Origin of the sequence: Flavobacterium aestivum (genome assembly GCF_026870175.2) — a bacterium.
Lineage (GTDB): Bacteria > Bacteroidota > Bacteroidia > Flavobacteriales > Flavobacteriaceae > Flavobacterium > Flavobacterium aestivum.
This window is the reverse complement of sequence record NZ_CP113977.2, coordinates 3922529-3939223: the sequence shown is the minus strand read 5'-3', so window position 1 is coordinate 3939223 and position 16695 is coordinate 3922529. Positions and strand designations below refer to the sequence as shown.

Below are 16695 nucleotides of genomic sequence, written 5' to 3'. Positions count from 1 at the left end.
TTTATTTATTAAATGCTCAAGCTTAAGGCTTATAGCCTATAGCTTATAGCTTACAGCCTACAGCTTGCTAATAAATTCCGTTGCAGCCTTGCCTGCATTATCGGTTTTCATAAAGTTTTCTCCAATTAAAAATCCTTTGTATCCATAAGGTTTTAGTTCGTTGATGGCTTCAATAGAGCTGATGCCGCTTTCTGAAACTTTTACAAATTCATTCGGGATTTTTGAGGCTAATTCTTTGCTGAAATCCAAGCTTACTTCGAAAGTTTTTAGGTTTCTATTGTTTACGCCAATCATATCCAGTGTTGGCATAATCGATTTTTCCAGTTCTTCGAGATTATGTACTTCTAGTAAGACTTCGAGTCCTAGGTTCTTGGCAAATTCGGACAATGATTTGATTTCTTCTCTTGTTAGAACGGCTGCGATGAGCAAAATTAAATCGGCTCCATGTGCTTTGGCTTCCAGAATTTGGTATTCATCTACAATAAATTCTTTTCGCAAAAGCGGAATATTTACTGAGGCTCTAGCCAAAAGTAGATCGTCTAGAGAGCCACCAAAATACTTTCCGTCTGTTAAAACCGAAATTCCACAAGCACCTGCACTTTCATATCCTTTCACTACTTCTTCAACAGTAAAGCCTTGATTGATTATGGACTTGGATGGCGAACGGCGTTTGTGTTCTGCTATAATTCCTGTATTACTGTTTTTTAAATTTTGACTTAATGAAATAGTCTCTTTTCCAAAGAAAACTGATGCTTCCAATTGAGAAACTGGAATAATAGATTTCTTGAGAACAACTTCTCTTTTTTTGTCGATTATTATTTTATCTAGTATATTCATTTGTTATGATTTAAAGATTGAAAAATTTAAAAATTTAAAAATTCCAATCGAAATAAAATTAGTCTTTGATTTTAGTATTTAGATATTTTATAAAATTTGATAAATTTTGCGATATTTCTATACTTGTTTTGTAGCTTTCTTCAATTTCCGTTTGGGAACAAAATCCAAGTTCCCGAGATAATATTAGCATACTTCTAACTTCTGCGCAACTCCCTTTTGAGATTTTTAAATATCTGATAAGTTGCTTATTGTTATTGTATTCTGACCCTTCTGCAATATTATTGGTTATCGAAATAACAGCTCTTTTTATTTGATCTTTAAAACCAAATTCTTTTTCAAAGGTTTTGTTGTTTACCAATTCAAAAATCAATTTTGCTAATGAAATTCCTTTTTTATAAACATCAAACTCTTCGAACGATTTTGTCATTTTTTTTATTTATTTAAAGATTTAATTATTTAAAAATTGAAATATTTAAAGATTGAAGGATTGAAAGATTATTAAAATCCATCTAGTTTATAAATTATTAAATCTTTTAATTTTTAAATTTTTCAATCTTTTTATTTACTTAACTCTTTCAATTTATTTAATGCTGCTAATCCTTTCCCAGAGAGTAAACTTTCTTTCGCTAATTCAAAACCTTCGAGAGGTGTGCATTTGGTAACAGTTGAAATTGCTATTCCGGCATTGGCACAAACGACATTGTTTTGGGCTTCATTACCTTGTCCGGATATAATATTCATAAACATTTCAGCCGATTCTTCGATGGTTTTTCCGCCTTCGATTTCGCTTTGATCTAAAAGACGAGTACCAAAATCATTAGGATTCAATATTCCTTCCATAGTGCTGGTTATAATTTTTGTAGGTCCTGTTAGAGACACTTCATCATAACCGTCTAAAGAATGTAAAATCGTAAAATTCACATCGGTATTTTGATACAAGTAGGCATACATTCTGGCTAATTCAAGATTAAAAACACCAACCAATTGGTTTTTTGGAAACGATGGATTTACTATAGGGCCCAACATATTGAAGAATGTTTTTACGGCCAATTCTTTTCTTATTGGTCCTACATTTTTCATGGCAGGGTGAAATAAGGGGGCATGTAAGATAGCAATCCCTGCTTTGTCAATGCATTTTTCGATAAAGTCACTGTCATTACTGAATTTTACTCCCAATTTCTCCATCACGTTACTGGAACCAGAAATAGAGGAAACACCGTAATTACCATGCTTAGCTACTTTTATTCCCGCTCCCGCAGCAATAAAGGATGCCAAAGTTGAAATGTTGAAAGTGTCTTTTCCGTCACCTCCAGTACCGCACAAATCGATAGCGTTGTAAGCGGATAGATCTACTCGAATACACAATTCTAAAAGTGCATCTCTAAAACCCGCTAATTCATCTATACTAATGCTTCGCATCATATATACAGTCAAAAATGCAGAAATCTGACTTGGATTGTAACTCCCATTTGAGATATTAACCAATACGTTTTTAGCCTCTTCTCTCGAGAGCATTTCGTGATTGATAAGTCTATTTAATATGTTTTTCATGATATTAGTCTTAAAGTCCCAAGTCAAAGGTTTTAAAGTCTCTGACTTCTATGTTTATTTTTAGTGTTGTTTCTGTTTTTTAAATATCTTTTTTTGACGTATTGACTTTATGACTTTCGACATTAAGACTTTACGGCTATCTTTTTCAGTGTTCATTTCCTTGATAAATCCACATAGGTTCTGTGTTTCCTGCTCGTTCAAAACCATTCTTTTTATAGAAATCGACTGATTTTCCATCTGCTGTTAACATTTGCATATGGAATTCACGATATTTCTCCTGCATTTTGTCAAAAATCATTTTTCCTATTCCTTTGCCGTGATATTCCGGAAGTACCAGTAAATGCGGATAATAAACGGTTAAATGCCCATCAGAAATAGCATTCCCTAGTCCAACTAATTTTTTGTCTTCCCAAGCGGTTATTAATGTTTCTGAATTCAACAGACCGTTGTATAATTGTGTTGGTTTATCGGCAGAACTCCATTTATTTGCTTTGTAAAGAGCTAAAATATCTTCAAGATTTATATTTCTGGTGTCTGAAATTCGTATATCCATTTCTTTAAAAATGTTTAGTTTTTTATTAATTCAAGTTCTAGGACTGTGCTTTAACTTTTAATCCAATTCTCCAACATTTTTTTTCCATTTGGTGTTAGGACACTTTCTGGATGAAATTGTACGCCACGAACATCATATGTTTTGTGTCTTAATGACATTACTTGACCATTTTCATCAAATGAGGTGGCTTCTAGAGTATCAGGTAAATTAGCATCAACCACCCATGAATGGTAACGACCTACTTCAAATTCGTTTCCTAATCCTTCAAATAATAACTCATCATCTACAACTGTTTTTACCAATGTAGATACGCCGTGGTACACTTTGTCAAGATTAGAAAGGGTTCCTCCAAAAACTTCCCCTATGGCTTGTTGACCAAGGCATACTCCAAAAATGCTTTTGGTAGGAGCGTATTTCTGGATCACTTCTTTCAATAATCCTGCTTCATCAGGGATACCAGGTCCTGGTGAAAGTAAAATTTTGTCGAAAATAGCAATCTCATCAATATCAAATTCATCGTTTCTGTAAACGGTTACTTCACAATCTAAATCTTCTAAATAATGTACTAAATTGTAAGTAAAACTATCGTAATTGTCTATGACTAGTATTTTTTTCATTTTGTCTAAATATTAACTTTGTAATTTAATGCTAACTCATCTCCGCTTTTTCCTCGAATTCCCCAATTGTGCATTGGAGTTTCAAATATGGTGATCTCGACATCCATTGTTGAAATTTGTAATTCCTTTTCGAATTTCTCAAAAATAAGTTGATGTAACTTTTTTTTGGCTTCGATACTTCTTCCTTCAAAAGCACTTATTTCTATAAGAGTGTGTTTTTTTGTTCTGCCTTCAAAATAGAAAAAGCTATCTTCGTCTATATAAATGAAACGATGTGCTCTTTTTTCTTTAGGATATTGAAACGCTTCAAACATGCATTCTTGTAAAATTACGGATATTCGTTCCCGAATAGGATGTAATTCTTGCCTGATTCCAAATATTTTAATTTGTCCCATTTTTGAATTTTTTAAATTGTTTCTGCTAAATCCAAGGCTTTATTCAACGCCAGTAATTTGTTATATACTTCTTGCATTTCGCTTTCCTCATCAGAGCTAGCTACAATTCCGGCACCAGCTTGAGAGTGTAACTGGTGGTTTTTACTCAAGAAAGTTCGAATCATAATGGCATGATTGAAGTTGCCTTCAAAATCCATAAAACCAATGGCACCTCCATAAAAATTGCGGTTTGTTTTTTCGTAATCTTCTATCAATTGCATGGCTCTGTGTTTCGGGGCTCCGCTTAAAGTACCAGCTGGAAAAGTATCTGCAACTACTTGCATTGTCGATGCTTTTTCGTGTAAAATCCCTGTCACTTTAGAAACTAAATGGATAACATGAGAGAAAAACTGTACTTCTCTGTATTTTTCTACATTAACATTATGACCATTTCTGCTTAAATCATTTCGAGCCAAATCTACTAGCATTACGTGTTCGCTATTTTCTTTTTTGTCTTCTGATAATTTTTTGGCAAGAACAGCGTCTTTTTCATCATCGCCAGTTCGTTTGAAAGTTCCTGCTATTGGATGAATTTCGGCTTTTTTGTTTTTGACAATAATTTGGGTTTCTGGTGAAGAACCAAAAATTTTGAAATCACCATAATCAAAAAAGAATAGGTAAGGAGATGGGTTGATGCTTCTTAAGGCTCTATAAACATTAAATTCATCACCTTTGAAGCCTTGGGTAAATCTTCTGGATAAAACCAATTGAAACACATCACCACGGAAGCAATGCTTTTTGGCTAAAGCCACATTTTGTTTGAATTCTTCATCGGTTAGATTAGAAAAACCTTCACCTTCTTTTGAGAATTTATAGGAAGCTATGTTTCTGGATTGTAATAATTGTTCTATTTCGGATATATTATTTTTTCCGTCAAGACTGTGACAGAAAATATAAGCTTCATTTTTGAAATGGTTGATGGCAATAATGTTTTGGTAAACCGCATAATACACATCAGGAATAGAATTGCTGTTTTCTTTTTTGGCAATAGTTACTTTTTCAAAATAACGAACTGCATCATAAGAAATGTATCCAAACAATCCGTTATTGATAAATTTGAAACCATTTTTATCCGATTGGAATTGCCCTGAAAATTCTTGAATTATTTCCGGAATATTAGTGTTGGCATCTATGGCAATTGTTTGGGAATTTCCGTCAGGAAAAGTTTTATAGATGGTTTCGTTTTCAATTTTTATTGAAGCTATAGGGTTGCAACAGATATAGGAAAAACTGTTGTCACTCCCATGATAATCGCTACTTTCTAATAGCAAGCTGTTTGGGAATTTATCCCTGATTTTGAAATAAACACTAACTGGTGTAATGGTATCAGCCAGAATTTGTTTGTAGTTTGTTTGTAGTTTATAGGTTTTCATATGTAGTTGCTTTTGATACAATGGATTTTTTTATTTGCCTGATTTTAAAAACAAAAAAAAGGCTTGTCGTGATGACAAGCCTTTTATATTTATAGTTCAAATAATACTATAGGAGCTTAGTTTCACGACGACTGACGTAAATTATTCCACCACCAAGTATTGTTTGTTATAGTTTTCATGTTTTGTTTTTTTCTTGTTCGCAAATATATAAATGATATTTGGTTTGACAATACCAAAAAAATAAAAAAAAATATGACTTTTCCTCTTTTTTGTTAAATTTTGAAAAGTTAATAGACTAATACCACGTTTAATTCGAAATCATCATATATCGTTTTATCTCCTAAATCATCAAAATAACTTCCTGAGCCATACTTAATATCATATTTGGTTCGATCTACTGTTAATTTGGCTGTAGCCTTATTTGCGTTTACAATTACTAAATCAAATTGATTCGAGTTGGTAATCCCTTTGATGGTTAAATCCGCATTTATCAAATAAGTATTTTTCCCTTTATCAGCAATACTTTTAATAACCAAAGTTGCTGTAGGGTAATTATCGACACTAAAAAAATCTTCAGATCTTAAATGACCTTCTAATTTTTGTTTGGAGGTCCCTGTTTGATCAGTATTAGATAAACTTTTCATGTTTACCGTAAAATTTCCTCCAGCTACTTTTTTGTTTTTTAAAAGAAGTATACCATCTTTGAAAAGAACAACACCTTCATGTTGTCCAGTAATTTTTTTCCCAGTCCAGTTAACAACACTTTTTACAGGGTCTATTTTATACGATTGAGCTATTCCTTTATTAAATGAAAAAAGAACCAGTAGAGCTATACTAATTAATTTTAGGTTTTTCATATTTCTTTAATTTAAGTTAATAAAGCATTAAGTAGAACTGATTTCATTTTGTTGAAAGAAGTTAATGAAATCGTTTTGAATTGGAAGCTTGTAATTTTCTACTAAAGATTTCAAGCGACGTATAAAGTTAGTTTAAAATTTTTTATTTTAATTCGTTTATACAGAATAATTTACGGCTTATATTCTAAATTTTTTAAAAATAGCTGTTTTTATTTAGTATTAGTAATAACTGCGTTTTTTAGGGAAGTGACAAAGATAAAAGAAGCCATCTCAAAACTGAGACGGCTTCTTTTATTACAAATTGATTATAAATAATGTATTAATAATTACTAGTTAATACGGTACTGGTTTTAGTTCTAAAATCAGGAATTTTTTTAATATCTGACTGTATAAATAATTCGGGATTGTTGAGTTTTGTGAATTCTAATGAAAAGGTATCGCTATTGTACCAACTTACTAAATCAGGATTGTTTACCGGAGCTTCACTTAGAACTACACCATTACATCTGTTTATTTGAATTCCCTGAATGTTTATTTTGGCTAAGTTCGTTGGATTTGCGCCTATTTTATTTTCGAGTAAAACACAAGAGCTAAAACCATCTACAATACTATTGCTTAAGCTGAAATAGCTTTTGTCTTTGATGTAAACTGCTTCCCTTACTAATCCCTGATTGTTGTCTTCAGTATTAACTAATGTAATGTTGTTGGCGGTAATTTTAGTTAGTTTTTTGTTTACATCCGCATTTTCAACTTTGTCATAAGAATCGATTTCAAAACAACGTGAACCTGAAAAGTCTGATGAATATGGATTGCGAATCGCTATACTATTAGATATGGTACATTGAACTCCTTGTGTGAAATCAAAATCATCATCTGTGGCTCTATATGAAATTAAATTTTTGAAATTAACGTCACCTCCGTAACATTCAAAAGAATCATCATTAGAAAAACTTATTTGAATGTATTCGAATTTAGTTCCTTTTCCAACGCCAGCAAGAGATAAGCCGTTTAGTTCTTTGAGAGCATTTATTTTTCTGCCTGAATATTCGATACGAACATATTTTAATGAACCTGAATTGCTATTTGGATTTTGTCCGCCATAATAAGTAATGGCAGGGTCAAGATTGAAATCTAAAAAGCCTACACCACCAATTTTATTTATTGGAGCTTCTCCCAGAATAATAATCCCTCCCCAATCACCAGGTCTTCTTTCAGAGATATTATTGTTTGTGGTAAAAACTATCGGATCTGTCGCGGTACCTTCTGCTATTATTTTTGAACCTTTGGTTATTACAAGCGTTCCGCAGGATTCTTTATCCCCTCGTATTACTGTTCCCGGTTCAATTGTTAGAACTGCATTATTGGTTATATATACTACACCAACTAAACGATAAGTGTTATTTTTTGTAAGTTTTAAGTCTGTGTTTATTGTACCGGTTAAAATTTGATTGGCTTCTTTGTATTCTGCAGTAGAGGGTCTGAAATTTGTCCAATTATTGAACCAATTTTTCTCTCCGTTTATCCCTTTTATTTGTTGCGCATTTACAGTTGTAGCTATAAAAATACTGATAATTGCAACTAATATTATTTTTTTCATGACAATAAATGATTGTGGGTTACTTAGGTAACTTTTTTCGGTTAATTTGTTTTTATCAAAAGTACTATTAGAATGTTTGGGGAGTATTTTCTGAATATTATCTATTTGTAATTTTTGGGTTAACAATGTAGAATCAATACTTTTCGAGGGAAAAATGTGTAGAAGATTATTATTGTTATAAAGAAAAGCCCTTGTTTATCAAAAGTTTATAAAGGAATTATTGGTGTAGATTGTAGCCATAAAAAAAACACCCTCAACAAATAATGTTGAGGGTGTTTTGTAAAATGGGTTCTCTAAAATTAGAATTTCAAGTTTACAGCTAAGTCAAAATCATCATAGATAGTTTTGTCTCCTAAACCTTCGAAGAAACTTTTTGAACCGTATTTGATATCGTATTTAGTTCTGTCAATTTTCAATGCTGTAGTTGCAGTATCTCCTTTTACAGTGATGTCAAAAGTAATTGGATTTGTTTTTGCTTTGATTGTTAAATCTGCAGTAACTGTATAAACTCCATTTCCTTTGTCAGCAATAGTTTTGAAAACTAAAGTAGAAGTAGGGTATTTTTCAGTTCCGAAGAAATCATCAGCTTTCAAGTGACCGTTTAATTTTCCTTGGTATTCTCCACTTAAATCTGTCGCATTGATTGAAGTCATATCAACAGTAAAAGTTCCTCCTTTTAATACATTTTTTTTGAAAACTAATGCGCCGCTTTTTAGGGCAACAGTTCCAGAATGCTCACCTGTTACTTTTTTTCCAACCCAGTTAAGTGTACTTTTAGAAGCATTTACTTTTTTAGTTTGTGCAGTTACTGTTAATGTAGATAAAGCTACTACGAATGCTAATGCAATTGATTTTAAATTTTTCATGTGTAATTTGTTTTAATTGATTTTAATTTGAATTAGTAATTATTATAAAGTGATAAATAAGTCTTCTTGTGATTTTCTAACTTTTTTGTAAAATTGAGTAGCATCCTCTTCATGACGGTATCCTACAGTTGCAATTAATGAAGCATTAAGATTAAGTTTGTCTAATCCTAGTATTTCGTTTACTTGTGCTGGAACAAATCCTTCCATAGGTGTTACGTCTATTTTAAGTTCGGCTGCAGCATTCAATAAATTACCTAAGGCTAAATAGGTTTGTTTTGATGTCCAAATATTTTTTACTTCTGGTTCCAAAGTAGAGATTTTAGATTTCATGAAATCACCATAACCTGCCAATGCTTCGATCGGAGTTTCTCTGGTAATACTCATTGCTCTTAATAATTCATCGATTGCATCATCTCCAACGTTGGTGTCATTAGCAAAAATGAATAAATGTGAAGCATCTACTATTTGTGATTGTCCCCAAGCTGCTGGTTGTAATTGGGCTCTTAATTCAGGATTTTCTACAATAATAACTTTGTATGGTTGTAATCCGTATGAAGATGAACTCATTCGGATAGCTTCTTTTAAGGTGTTTAAATCTTCAGCGGAAACTTTTTTAGTAGCATCAAATTTCTTAGTTGCGTATCTCCAGTTTTGGTTGTTTAAAAAATTGCTCATAATATTTATATTTATTTAGTTTTATTTAGTTCGATATTTTTCTAATAAGGTATTTAAATTTATTAATTCATCGTCATTCAAATTTTTAGAGAAGATTTCTTCGTGTTCTTTTACTTTGGGGTCTAGTTCAGTTAATAAATCCAGACCTTTTTGTGTAATTAAAACTTCTATTTTTCTTCTGTTTTCAGGACAGACATTACGTGTGACTAAGTCTTTTAATAATAATTTATCGACCAATCGGGTTGTATTGCTTGTTCTGGCTAGCATGCGTTCTTGTATGATACACATATTGGCCGGATGTCCTTTTTGCCCTCTTAATATTCGTAAAACGTTATATTGTTCCCCTGAAATATCATAAGGTTTAATAATTTCATTAAAACTGTCGTTTATGACTGTTTGTGTATACAATAAATTTAAAATCACTTTTGTTGATTTGCTATATTCAACAGTACTTTTTAACACATCTTCAATCTTCATATTTACAGTTGTTTTATTTGTTGATACAAATGTAGTATTATTTATATTTGTATATACAAGTATTAAAGTTAATTTTTTGTTAAAAAAAATATTTGTTAGTATTGATGAAGCTTCTCTTTGGGCTCTTGATTCAATAAATAGGGATGGAGTAGTGTTACTTGAATAGAGTCATTTTGGTTTATGAATTCTCAAGTATAATGGTAGATACAGAAAGAAAAAATCCTAAAACGGTTGCTACACCTGCATTTTTTCCTCCGTGTTCATAAGCTTCAGGAATCATAGAATTGGCCAACATCATAAGTATGGCACCACCAGCAAATGCTTGAATGAAAGATAACCATTTCTCAGAAGTAGTAGCAAATAAACTGAATCCAGCAACTGAAGCGAAGGAACATATCAAAGCAATAAAAAGCCATAAGAGTGTAATTTTATGTTTACTCCACCCATCACTTTTCATACCTGATGATCCCGCAATGGCTTCGGGTAAGTTGGATATAAAAACAGCCGCCAGCATGGCTAAACTGATTGTTCCTCCTTCAAACAGTCCCAAACCAATTACAATAGATTCAGGGATTCCGTCAAGGATAATGGCGAGTACCATAGGAATGATTAATTGCGAATTCTGGGATGCATCAACAGAAGAGGATTTTCTAGCCCCCATTTTTGAAATTAACTTATCACTGAAATAAAACGTAAAAGCTCCTACGAAAAAACCATAAGCCGGGAATCCGGTTCCTTTACCAATTTTTAATGCATCAAAAATGAGCTCATAGGAAATAGCCGAAATTAATGTCCCAGCTCCAAATCCCATAATAATACCTATGGCATTCTTACTCAAGTTAAAATTAGAAGAGATTAATCCCCCAATTACTAAGGAAGAAGTAGCTAATAACCCCCAAAGAAAAGCGTTTAGCATAGGCTAAGGTTTATTAAGTTATACTCAAATTTAGGTAAAGTATATGATTTAGAACTGTTTAATTTAAAATAAATCCAAAATGGGAATAATTATGGTTCATAAGAATTGAGTTTACAAGCTGATATTTATGTGCTTTTAAAAACGATAAAAGGCACAAATTATGGTAAAAAAAACTATTGAGAATTATCGTATTTATTTTTTTAATTATGTCTGATTTTAATGATACTATACTATATTTGTAGAACTATTACTGCCAATAACCAAACAACTATTTTGAATTTATATAATGAAAAAGGCAAAATCGGAACTGACTTATGTTGAGTTACTTGAAAAAGTAAAAGAACAAGAAATAAAAATCAATGAATTGATTTCTGAGAAAAGTTCAATTACGAATTTTGAATTTTTTGTAAATGAATCTCCTGATTTGGTATGTATTGCTGATTCAAGCGCCTACTACAAAGCGGTAAACCCCGCTTTTACAAAAATTTTGGGCTATTCAAAAGAAGAATTACTGTCTAGACCATTTCTTGATTTTGTCCATCCTGAAGATTTAGAAAAAACATTTGCTGAAGTGCAGTTTTTGACCAATAATAATCCTACTGTAGATTTCGAGAATCGTTACATTACCAAAAAAGGGGACTTGGTTCATTTGCAATGGAAAGCCAATTTGAATTCATCCAATAATTTGATATATGCTATTGCAAGGGATATAACTGAAACCAAAAAAACACAGGAAAAATTATTGGCTAGTCAGAAATCACTAAATGAAGCACAAAGAATAGCCAAAATAGGAAGTTGGGATTTTAATCTATTTACACAGGAATTAAATTGGTCCGATGAATTGTATGAAATTTTCGAGATCGAAAATAAATCCAATAATCCGAATCTTTATGCTGAATATTTATCTCGATTTACACCTGAGGATGCTGAACAGTTAAATATAAATGTTGGAAATACTATATCGAATAATGTTCCTTATGAAATGGAACACCAAATAATTTTAGATGATCAAAAAACAAAATGGGTTTTTTGTACAGGAGTTCCAATTACAGATGATAAAAATAAAGTCATTGCTCTAAAAGGTGTTGTACAAGATATTACACAAAAGAAGCAAATAGACGAAACCATAATGGCTAAAGAAAAAGCAGAAGCAGCAAATAAGGCTAAATCTGATTTTTTGGCAAATATGAGCCATGAAATAAGAACACCATTAAATGGAATTGTAGGTTTTACTGATTTGTTATTGAAAATGAATTTTGATGAAGATCAATTGAAATACCTCAATACGGTAAATGAATCGGCAAATACATTAATGGATATTATCAATAATATTTTGGATTTTTCTAAAATTGAATCAGGTAAACTCGAATTGGATTTTGAAGAAATTAACCTCCATGAATTATCCCATCAAATTATCAATCTATTTAAATACGAGGCCAATTATAAAAAAATAGATTTAATAATTAATATTGATAAAGACGTACCGCAATTTATAATTGGAGATTCTATTCGGTTAAAGCAAATATTATTGAATTTGTTGAGTAATGCCATGAAGTTTACTTTTTCTGGGTATATCAAATTAAATGTTAATCAGGTCGAGGAAAAAGATGGTTTCTCAAAAATAAAATTCTCTGTAAAAGATACCGGAATTGGCATCAAAATAAAAAACCAGAAGAAAATATTTCAGTCATTTGTTCAGGCAGATAGTACAACGACTAGAAAATATGGAGGAACAGGTTTAGGATTGGCTATTTCGAATCAACTTTTGGGACTGAAAAAAAGTAAGCTAAAATTAGATAGCACTTATGGAGAAGGAAGTGAATTTTTCTTTACAATAGAATTCGAAAAAGTGCATAAGAAACCAGAGCAGTTTCCTTTTATTCCTGAAACAAATGTAAAAAGCAAAAAGAATAGCTCAAAAAAGCATCCCAACCTGAAAATTTTGATAGCCGAAGATAACAAGATTAATATGCTTTTGGCAAAAACACTCATCAAAAACTTGTTTGCAGAATGCACAATTATAGAAGCAACAAATGGCTATGAAGCGGTACAAAAAGTACAAATGACAATTCCAGATATCGTTTTGATGGATATACAAATGCCAATCCTTAACGGATATAATGCTTCTCTTGAAATCAGAAAATTAAATGAGTTCAATCATATACCTATAATCGCTTTAACGGCAGGAGTTTTAAGTGGCGAAAAAGAAAGATGTATAGAACACGGTATGTCTGATTATATAGCCAAGCCTATTACTCAATCAGAATTAGAGGAAACCGTATTTAAATGGTTGAAAGAATCATAGAAAATGTGACTATAATGCGTCTTTTAATTCTACAATAGCTTCGTTTTTAATCAAAAAATAATCTGGTCTTTCTTTATTTTTTTTAAGTAAAGAAAGATTTTTTTTTGGTTTTATTTTTTAGGCTTAATAAATAAGGAGGGTTTGTTTTTTGAAGTTTTATTTGCATAATACATTTCTTATTTATTAAGAAAATCAATCAGTGTTCTTTTAATTAATTGAATATTAGTGATTTATTTGATGTAATTTTTATATCTTTAAGATTGATATGTTTGTTATTTAGTCTTGTTTGTTAATTCAATTTTTGATTATGAAAGGAACTATACTATCTGTCGAAGAATTACTTCAAAAAACAAAAAATCTTGAGTTAGAGCTCCATAAATTGAAAAAGAAAGAAGATTCAATTGTTAATTTTGAATTTTTCACTCGGGAAACATCAGATTTCATTTGTGTTACTGATTTTAATGCCGATTTCAAAAAATTTAACCCCGCTTTTATTAATAAATTAGGATACTCTAAAAAAGAATTACTACAGCATAGTTATCTAAAATACATTCATCCAGACGATATTGCCAAGACAAATGAAGCCTTGAGAAAGCTTTTAGAAGGAACTACCTCTGTCAATTTTGAAAACAGAATCTTAAAGAAAAATGGTGAATATTTTTTGATACAATGGACTACAATTGTCAATCCTTCCAAGAAACTCATTTATGCAATAGGAAGAGATATTACCGAAATAAAAAAAATTCAAGAAAAACTAATTGCTAGTGAGAACTTATTAAATGATGCCCAGAAAATAGCCAAAATTGGTAGTTGGGAATTTAATTTGATTACCAATGATTTGATTTGGTCTGATGAATTATTTCGGATTTTTGAAATCCCAAAAGGATTAGAAGAGAATTTGTACACTAATTATTTAAGCCGTTTTACTGCCGAGGATAAAGAAATTCTAAACAATAAGATAAGTGAATCCATTGCCAGTAAAGTGCCTTATGAAATCATACATAAAGTAATTTTGCCCAAGAAAAAGTTTAAATGGGTATATGGAACCGGTGTTCCTATAGCAAATAAAAATGGAGATATTATTGCCTTAAGGGGAATTGCCCAAGATATAACTGAAAAAAAACGAATTGAAGATGAAATTCTAGCCAAAGAAAAAGAAATGGCTGCAATTAAGGAGAAAAAGCGTGAGCAAGAAAGTAATGCTAAGTTTAGGAATTATGTAGAGAATGCTCCGGATGGAGTTTTTGTGACTAATGAAAAAGGATATTTTCTCGAAGTAAATCCAGCAGCAACACAAATCACCGGTTTTTCTAAAACTAGATTGCTAAAAATGTCACTCCAAGATTTGACCTCTCCAGCATCAGTACAGGATATAATTTCTAATTTAGAAACGCTTTTGCAAAAGGGAGCCTTAAATGTTATCATGCCTTTTGTTCATAAAAATCAAACTATTCGCAGTTGGTCTATCGATGCCGTTAAACTTTCGGAGACACAAGTGCTTTTGTTTGTAAAAGATGTGACAGAAGGAATTCAAATAGTAGAATCATTAAAAAAGAAAGAAGAACGTTTTCGAATTTTGGTAGAAAATGCTCCAGAAGCTCTTGTGGTAATAGATATGGAGGAGCTAAAATTTGTAACTGTCAGCGAAAGTGCATTGGCTTTGTTCAAAATGACAGAAAAAGAACTTTTGCAATTAAGTCCCTTAGATTTAAGTCCAAAATACCAACCCAATGGTCTTTTATCGGCAGTACTGGCAGAGAAAAATTTTTCGGAAGCTGTGGCAGGAGGGAAGCCTTCCTTTGAATGGATTCATGTAGACAGTGAAGGGAAACCTCTTTTTTGTGATGTGCGATTAGTGCGATTACCAGATGAAAATAAAACGCTAATTAGAGCGAGTATTATAGACATCACAGAGCGGAAAAGCGCCGAAGAACGATTGAAAGAAAGTGAACTTTTTTTGAAAGAAACCCAAATCATTGGACAATTGGGAACTTATAGCATCAATATGGCTACCGGTAAATGGATCTATACCGAATTAGTTAACTCCATTTTCGGGATTGATTCCAGTTATGAATTAAACACAGAAAAGTGGCTTTCAATAATTCACCCTACTTGGCGCAAAAAAATGATTGATTATATCGTGGATGAAGTTGTAGGGAAGAAGCAGCAGTTCAACAAGGAATATAAAATAATTAGGGTTAGTGATAAAGAGGAACGTTGGGTTCATGCATTAGGCACTTTAAAATGGGATAAAAATAATCAACCTCAGGTCATTGTAGGGGCTATTCGGGATATTACTGAGCTTAAGCTTATGGAAATGGAATTGATTAGGGCAAAAGAGAAAGCAGAAGAAAACGAAAAAGATTTACTCATAAAATATATAGAATACGAAGAAATCAATGAGAAACTTAAACAAACCAATGCAGCATTAATAAAAGCAAAACTACAAGCCGAGGAAGCGAGCAAAGCAAAGTCTAATTTCTTATCTAATATGAGTCATGAGATAAGAACCCCATTAAACGGAATAGTTGGTTTTACTGATTTGCTGATGAAAACAAATCTTGAAAAAAATCAATTAGAGTATATGTCAACCATTAATGTATCTGCCAATTCATTGATGGAAATTATTAATGATATTCTCGATTTTTCTAAAATTGAATCTGGAAAATTAGACTTGTATATCGAACAAACTGATTTGTATGATCTTTTGCATCAGGTAATAGACTTGTTTAAACATCAGGCCAATTTAAAGAATATAGATTTAACCTTAAATATGTGTGGTGAAGTCCCGCAATATATTTACGCAGACTCAATTCGATTGAAACAAATATTAGTAAACTTAATTAGCAACGCTTTAAAGTTTACTTCATTTGGTTACATTCGGTTAGATGTCGATTTAATAAAAATGAGTAAAAAAGATAAAGCTACCATTAAGTTCTCGATTAAAGATTCTGGTATAGGAATACAGCAATACAACCAAAAGAAAATTTTTCACTCTTTTGTGCAAGAAGATAATGCTACTTCTAAAAAGTTTGGAGGAACAGGATTAGGGTTAGCAATATCTAATCTGTTGTTAGGGCTAATGGATAGTAGTTTGCAATTAAAAAGCAAATACGGTGACGGTAGCGATTTTTTCTTTGTTATTAAGTTTAAAAAAGCAAAATCAATAAGAGATTCCCTTGTGGAGCTAAATAATAATAGCATGCATAGAGAAGTTAAGGAGTTGAAGAATCCAAATGTTTTAAAGGTTTTAATAGTCGAAGACAATAAAATCAATTTGTTTTTGGCTAAAACGTTGATTAAAAGAATTATTCCCAATGTTATTATTTTTGAAGCCAAAGATGGAAATGAAGGAGTTGAACAATTCGAAACCCATAGCCCGGATTTGATTTTAATGGATGTTCAAATGCCCATAAAAAATGGATATGAAGCAACATTAGAAATTAGAAAAGAACAAAAGAATAAAAATATTCCCATAATAGCATTAACAGCAGGAATTATGGTTGGGGAGAAAGATAAATGCTTAGAATATGGAATGAATGATTATGTTTCTAAACCTATTGTAGAATCAGATTTAGAAGCAATCATACATAAATGGCTGCCTGAACAATGATTTGGACCAAGCAGTAAAACATTA

The 16695-nt window shown here is 31.6% G+C and carries 15 protein-coding genes; 2 read left to right on the top strand and 13 right to left on the bottom strand.

The features are described from left to right. Positions 1-57 precede the first annotated feature (57 nt). The 13 genes from trpC to OZP08_RS16550 all read right to left on the bottom strand — a co-directional run bounded on the left by trpC (position 58) and on the right by OZP08_RS16550 (position 10753). The gene (trpC, locus tag OZP08_RS16610) at positions 58-837 is read right to left on the bottom strand and encodes an indole-3-glycerol phosphate synthase TrpC (protein WP_268847221.1); all 780 of its coding nucleotides are present in this window, start codon (positions 835-837) and stop codon (positions 58-60) included. 58 nt (positions 838-895) lie between these two features. Continuing rightward, positions 896-1264 (bottom strand): four helix bundle protein, encoded by a 369-nt coding sequence (locus OZP08_RS16605; RefSeq protein WP_268847220.1) that lies wholly within the window; start codon positions 1262-1264, stop codon positions 896-898. 131 nt (positions 1265-1395) lie between these two features. Continuing rightward, positions 1396-2388, bottom strand: a complete 993-nt coding sequence (gene trpD, locus OZP08_RS16600; RefSeq protein WP_281322382.1) for an anthranilate phosphoribosyltransferase — start codon at positions 2386-2388, stop codon at positions 1396-1398. A gap of 145 nt (positions 2389-2533) precedes the next feature. Further along, a complete protein-coding gene (locus OZP08_RS16595; RefSeq protein WP_268847219.1) occupies positions 2534-2941 on the bottom strand; it encodes a GNAT family N-acetyltransferase in 408 nt (135 codons plus the stop codon). 50 nt (positions 2942-2991) lie between these two features. Continuing rightward, the gene (locus OZP08_RS16590; protein WP_281322381.1) at positions 2992-3558 is read right to left on the bottom strand and encodes an anthranilate synthase component II; all 567 of its coding nucleotides are present in this window, start codon (positions 3556-3558) and stop codon (positions 2992-2994) included. Positions 3559-3563: 5 nt separating this feature from the next. Then, entirely contained in the window at positions 3564-3953 is a 390-nt protein-coding gene (locus OZP08_RS16585) for a tautomerase family protein (RefSeq protein ID WP_281322380.1), read from the bottom strand. A gap of 11 nt (positions 3954-3964) precedes the next feature. Then, positions 3965-5365, bottom strand: a complete 1401-nt coding sequence (locus tag OZP08_RS16580; RefSeq protein ID WP_268847217.1) for an anthranilate synthase component I family protein — start codon at positions 5363-5365, stop codon at positions 3965-3967. A 287-nt stretch (positions 5366-5652) separates the two neighbouring features. Further along, complete coding sequence (locus OZP08_RS16575) at positions 5653-6222, bottom strand: YceI family protein (protein ID WP_281322379.1); 570 nt, start codon at positions 6220-6222, stop codon at positions 5653-5655. Positions 6223-6541: 319 nt separating this feature from the next. Then, complete coding sequence (locus tag OZP08_RS16570) at positions 6542-7819, bottom strand: hypothetical protein (RefSeq protein ID WP_281322378.1); 1278 nt, start codon at positions 7817-7819, stop codon at positions 6542-6544. Positions 7820-8118: 299 nt separating this feature from the next. Then, entirely contained in the window at positions 8119-8685 is a 567-nt protein-coding gene (locus OZP08_RS16565) for a YceI family protein (RefSeq protein WP_281322377.1), read from the bottom strand. 42 nt (positions 8686-8727) lie between these two features. Continuing rightward, entirely contained in the window at positions 8728-9360 is a 633-nt protein-coding gene (locus OZP08_RS16560) for an NAD(P)H-dependent oxidoreductase (RefSeq protein WP_268847215.1), read from the bottom strand. A 21-nt stretch (positions 9361-9381) separates the two neighbouring features. Next, on the bottom strand, positions 9382-9837 hold the full coding sequence (locus OZP08_RS16555; protein WP_268847214.1) for a MarR family winged helix-turn-helix transcriptional regulator: 456 nt from the start codon (positions 9835-9837) through the stop codon (positions 9382-9384). 178 nt (positions 9838-10015) lie between these two features. Next, on the bottom strand, positions 10016-10753 hold the full coding sequence (locus OZP08_RS16550) for a ZIP family metal transporter (RefSeq protein ID WP_281322376.1): 738 nt from the start codon (positions 10751-10753) through the stop codon (positions 10016-10018). A gap of 286 nt (positions 10754-11039) precedes the next feature. On the opposite strand from OZP08_RS16550, the gene OZP08_RS16545 reads away from it, so the two are divergent. Both OZP08_RS16545 and OZP08_RS16540 read left to right on the top strand, forming a co-directional pair. Continuing rightward, on the top strand, positions 11040-13058 hold the full coding sequence (locus tag OZP08_RS16545) for a PAS domain-containing protein (protein WP_281322375.1): 2019 nt from the start codon (positions 11040-11042) through the stop codon (positions 13056-13058). A 307-nt stretch (positions 13059-13365) separates the two neighbouring features. After that, complete coding sequence (locus tag OZP08_RS16540; RefSeq protein ID WP_281322374.1) at positions 13366-16671, top strand: PAS domain-containing hybrid sensor histidine kinase/response regulator; 3306 nt, start codon at positions 13366-13368, stop codon at positions 16669-16671. The last annotated feature ends 24 nt before the right edge of the window (positions 16672-16695 follow it).

Excerpts from the sequence above, each read along its gene's own strand:
- OZP08_RS16560 (WP_268847215.1), bottom strand. The coding sequence starts at position 9,360 with ATGAGCAATTTTTTAAACAACCAAAACTGGAGATACGCAACTAAGAAA.
- OZP08_RS16570 (WP_281322378.1), bottom strand. The coding sequence starts at position 7,819 with ATGAAAAAAATAATATTAGTTGCAATTATCAGTATTTTTATAGCTACA.
- OZP08_RS16555 (WP_268847214.1), bottom strand. The coding sequence starts at position 9,837 with ATGAAGATTGAAGATGTGTTAAAAAGTACTGTTGAATATAGCAAATCA.
- OZP08_RS16590 (WP_281322381.1), bottom strand. The coding sequence starts at position 3,558 with ATGAAAAAAATACTAGTCATAGACAATTACGATAGTTTTACTTACAAT.
- trpD (WP_281322382.1), bottom strand. The coding sequence starts at position 2,388 with ATGAAAAACATATTAAATAGACTTATCAATCACGAAATGCTCTCGAGA.
- trpC (WP_268847221.1), bottom strand. The coding sequence starts at position 837 with ATGAATATACTAGATAAAATAATAATCGACAAAAAAAGAGAAGTTGTT.
- OZP08_RS16550 (WP_281322376.1), bottom strand. The coding sequence starts at position 10,753 with ATGCTAAACGCTTTTCTTTGGGGGTTATTAGCTACTTCTTCCTTAGTA.
- OZP08_RS16605 (WP_268847220.1), bottom strand. The coding sequence starts at position 1,264 with ATGACAAAATCGTTCGAAGAGTTTGATGTTTATAAAAAAGGAATTTCA.
- OZP08_RS16595 (WP_268847219.1), bottom strand. The coding sequence starts at position 2,941 with ATGGATATACGAATTTCAGACACCAGAAATATAAATCTTGAAGATATT.
- OZP08_RS16545 (WP_281322375.1), top strand. The coding sequence starts at position 11,040 with ATGAAAAAGGCAAAATCGGAACTGACTTATGTTGAGTTACTTGAAAAA.
- OZP08_RS16585 (WP_281322380.1), bottom strand. The coding sequence starts at position 3,953 with ATGGGACAAATTAAAATATTTGGAATCAGGCAAGAATTACATCCTATT.
- OZP08_RS16565 (WP_281322377.1), bottom strand. The coding sequence starts at position 8,685 with ATGAAAAATTTAAAATCAATTGCATTAGCATTCGTAGTAGCTTTATCT.
- OZP08_RS16575 (WP_281322379.1), bottom strand. The coding sequence starts at position 6,222 with ATGAAAAACCTAAAATTAATTAGTATAGCTCTACTGGTTCTTTTTTCA.
- OZP08_RS16540 (WP_281322374.1), top strand. The coding sequence starts at position 13,366 with ATGAAAGGAACTATACTATCTGTCGAAGAATTACTTCAAAAAACAAAA.
- OZP08_RS16580 (WP_268847217.1), bottom strand. The coding sequence starts at position 5,365 with ATGAAAACCTATAAACTACAAACAAACTACAAACAAATTCTGGCTGAT.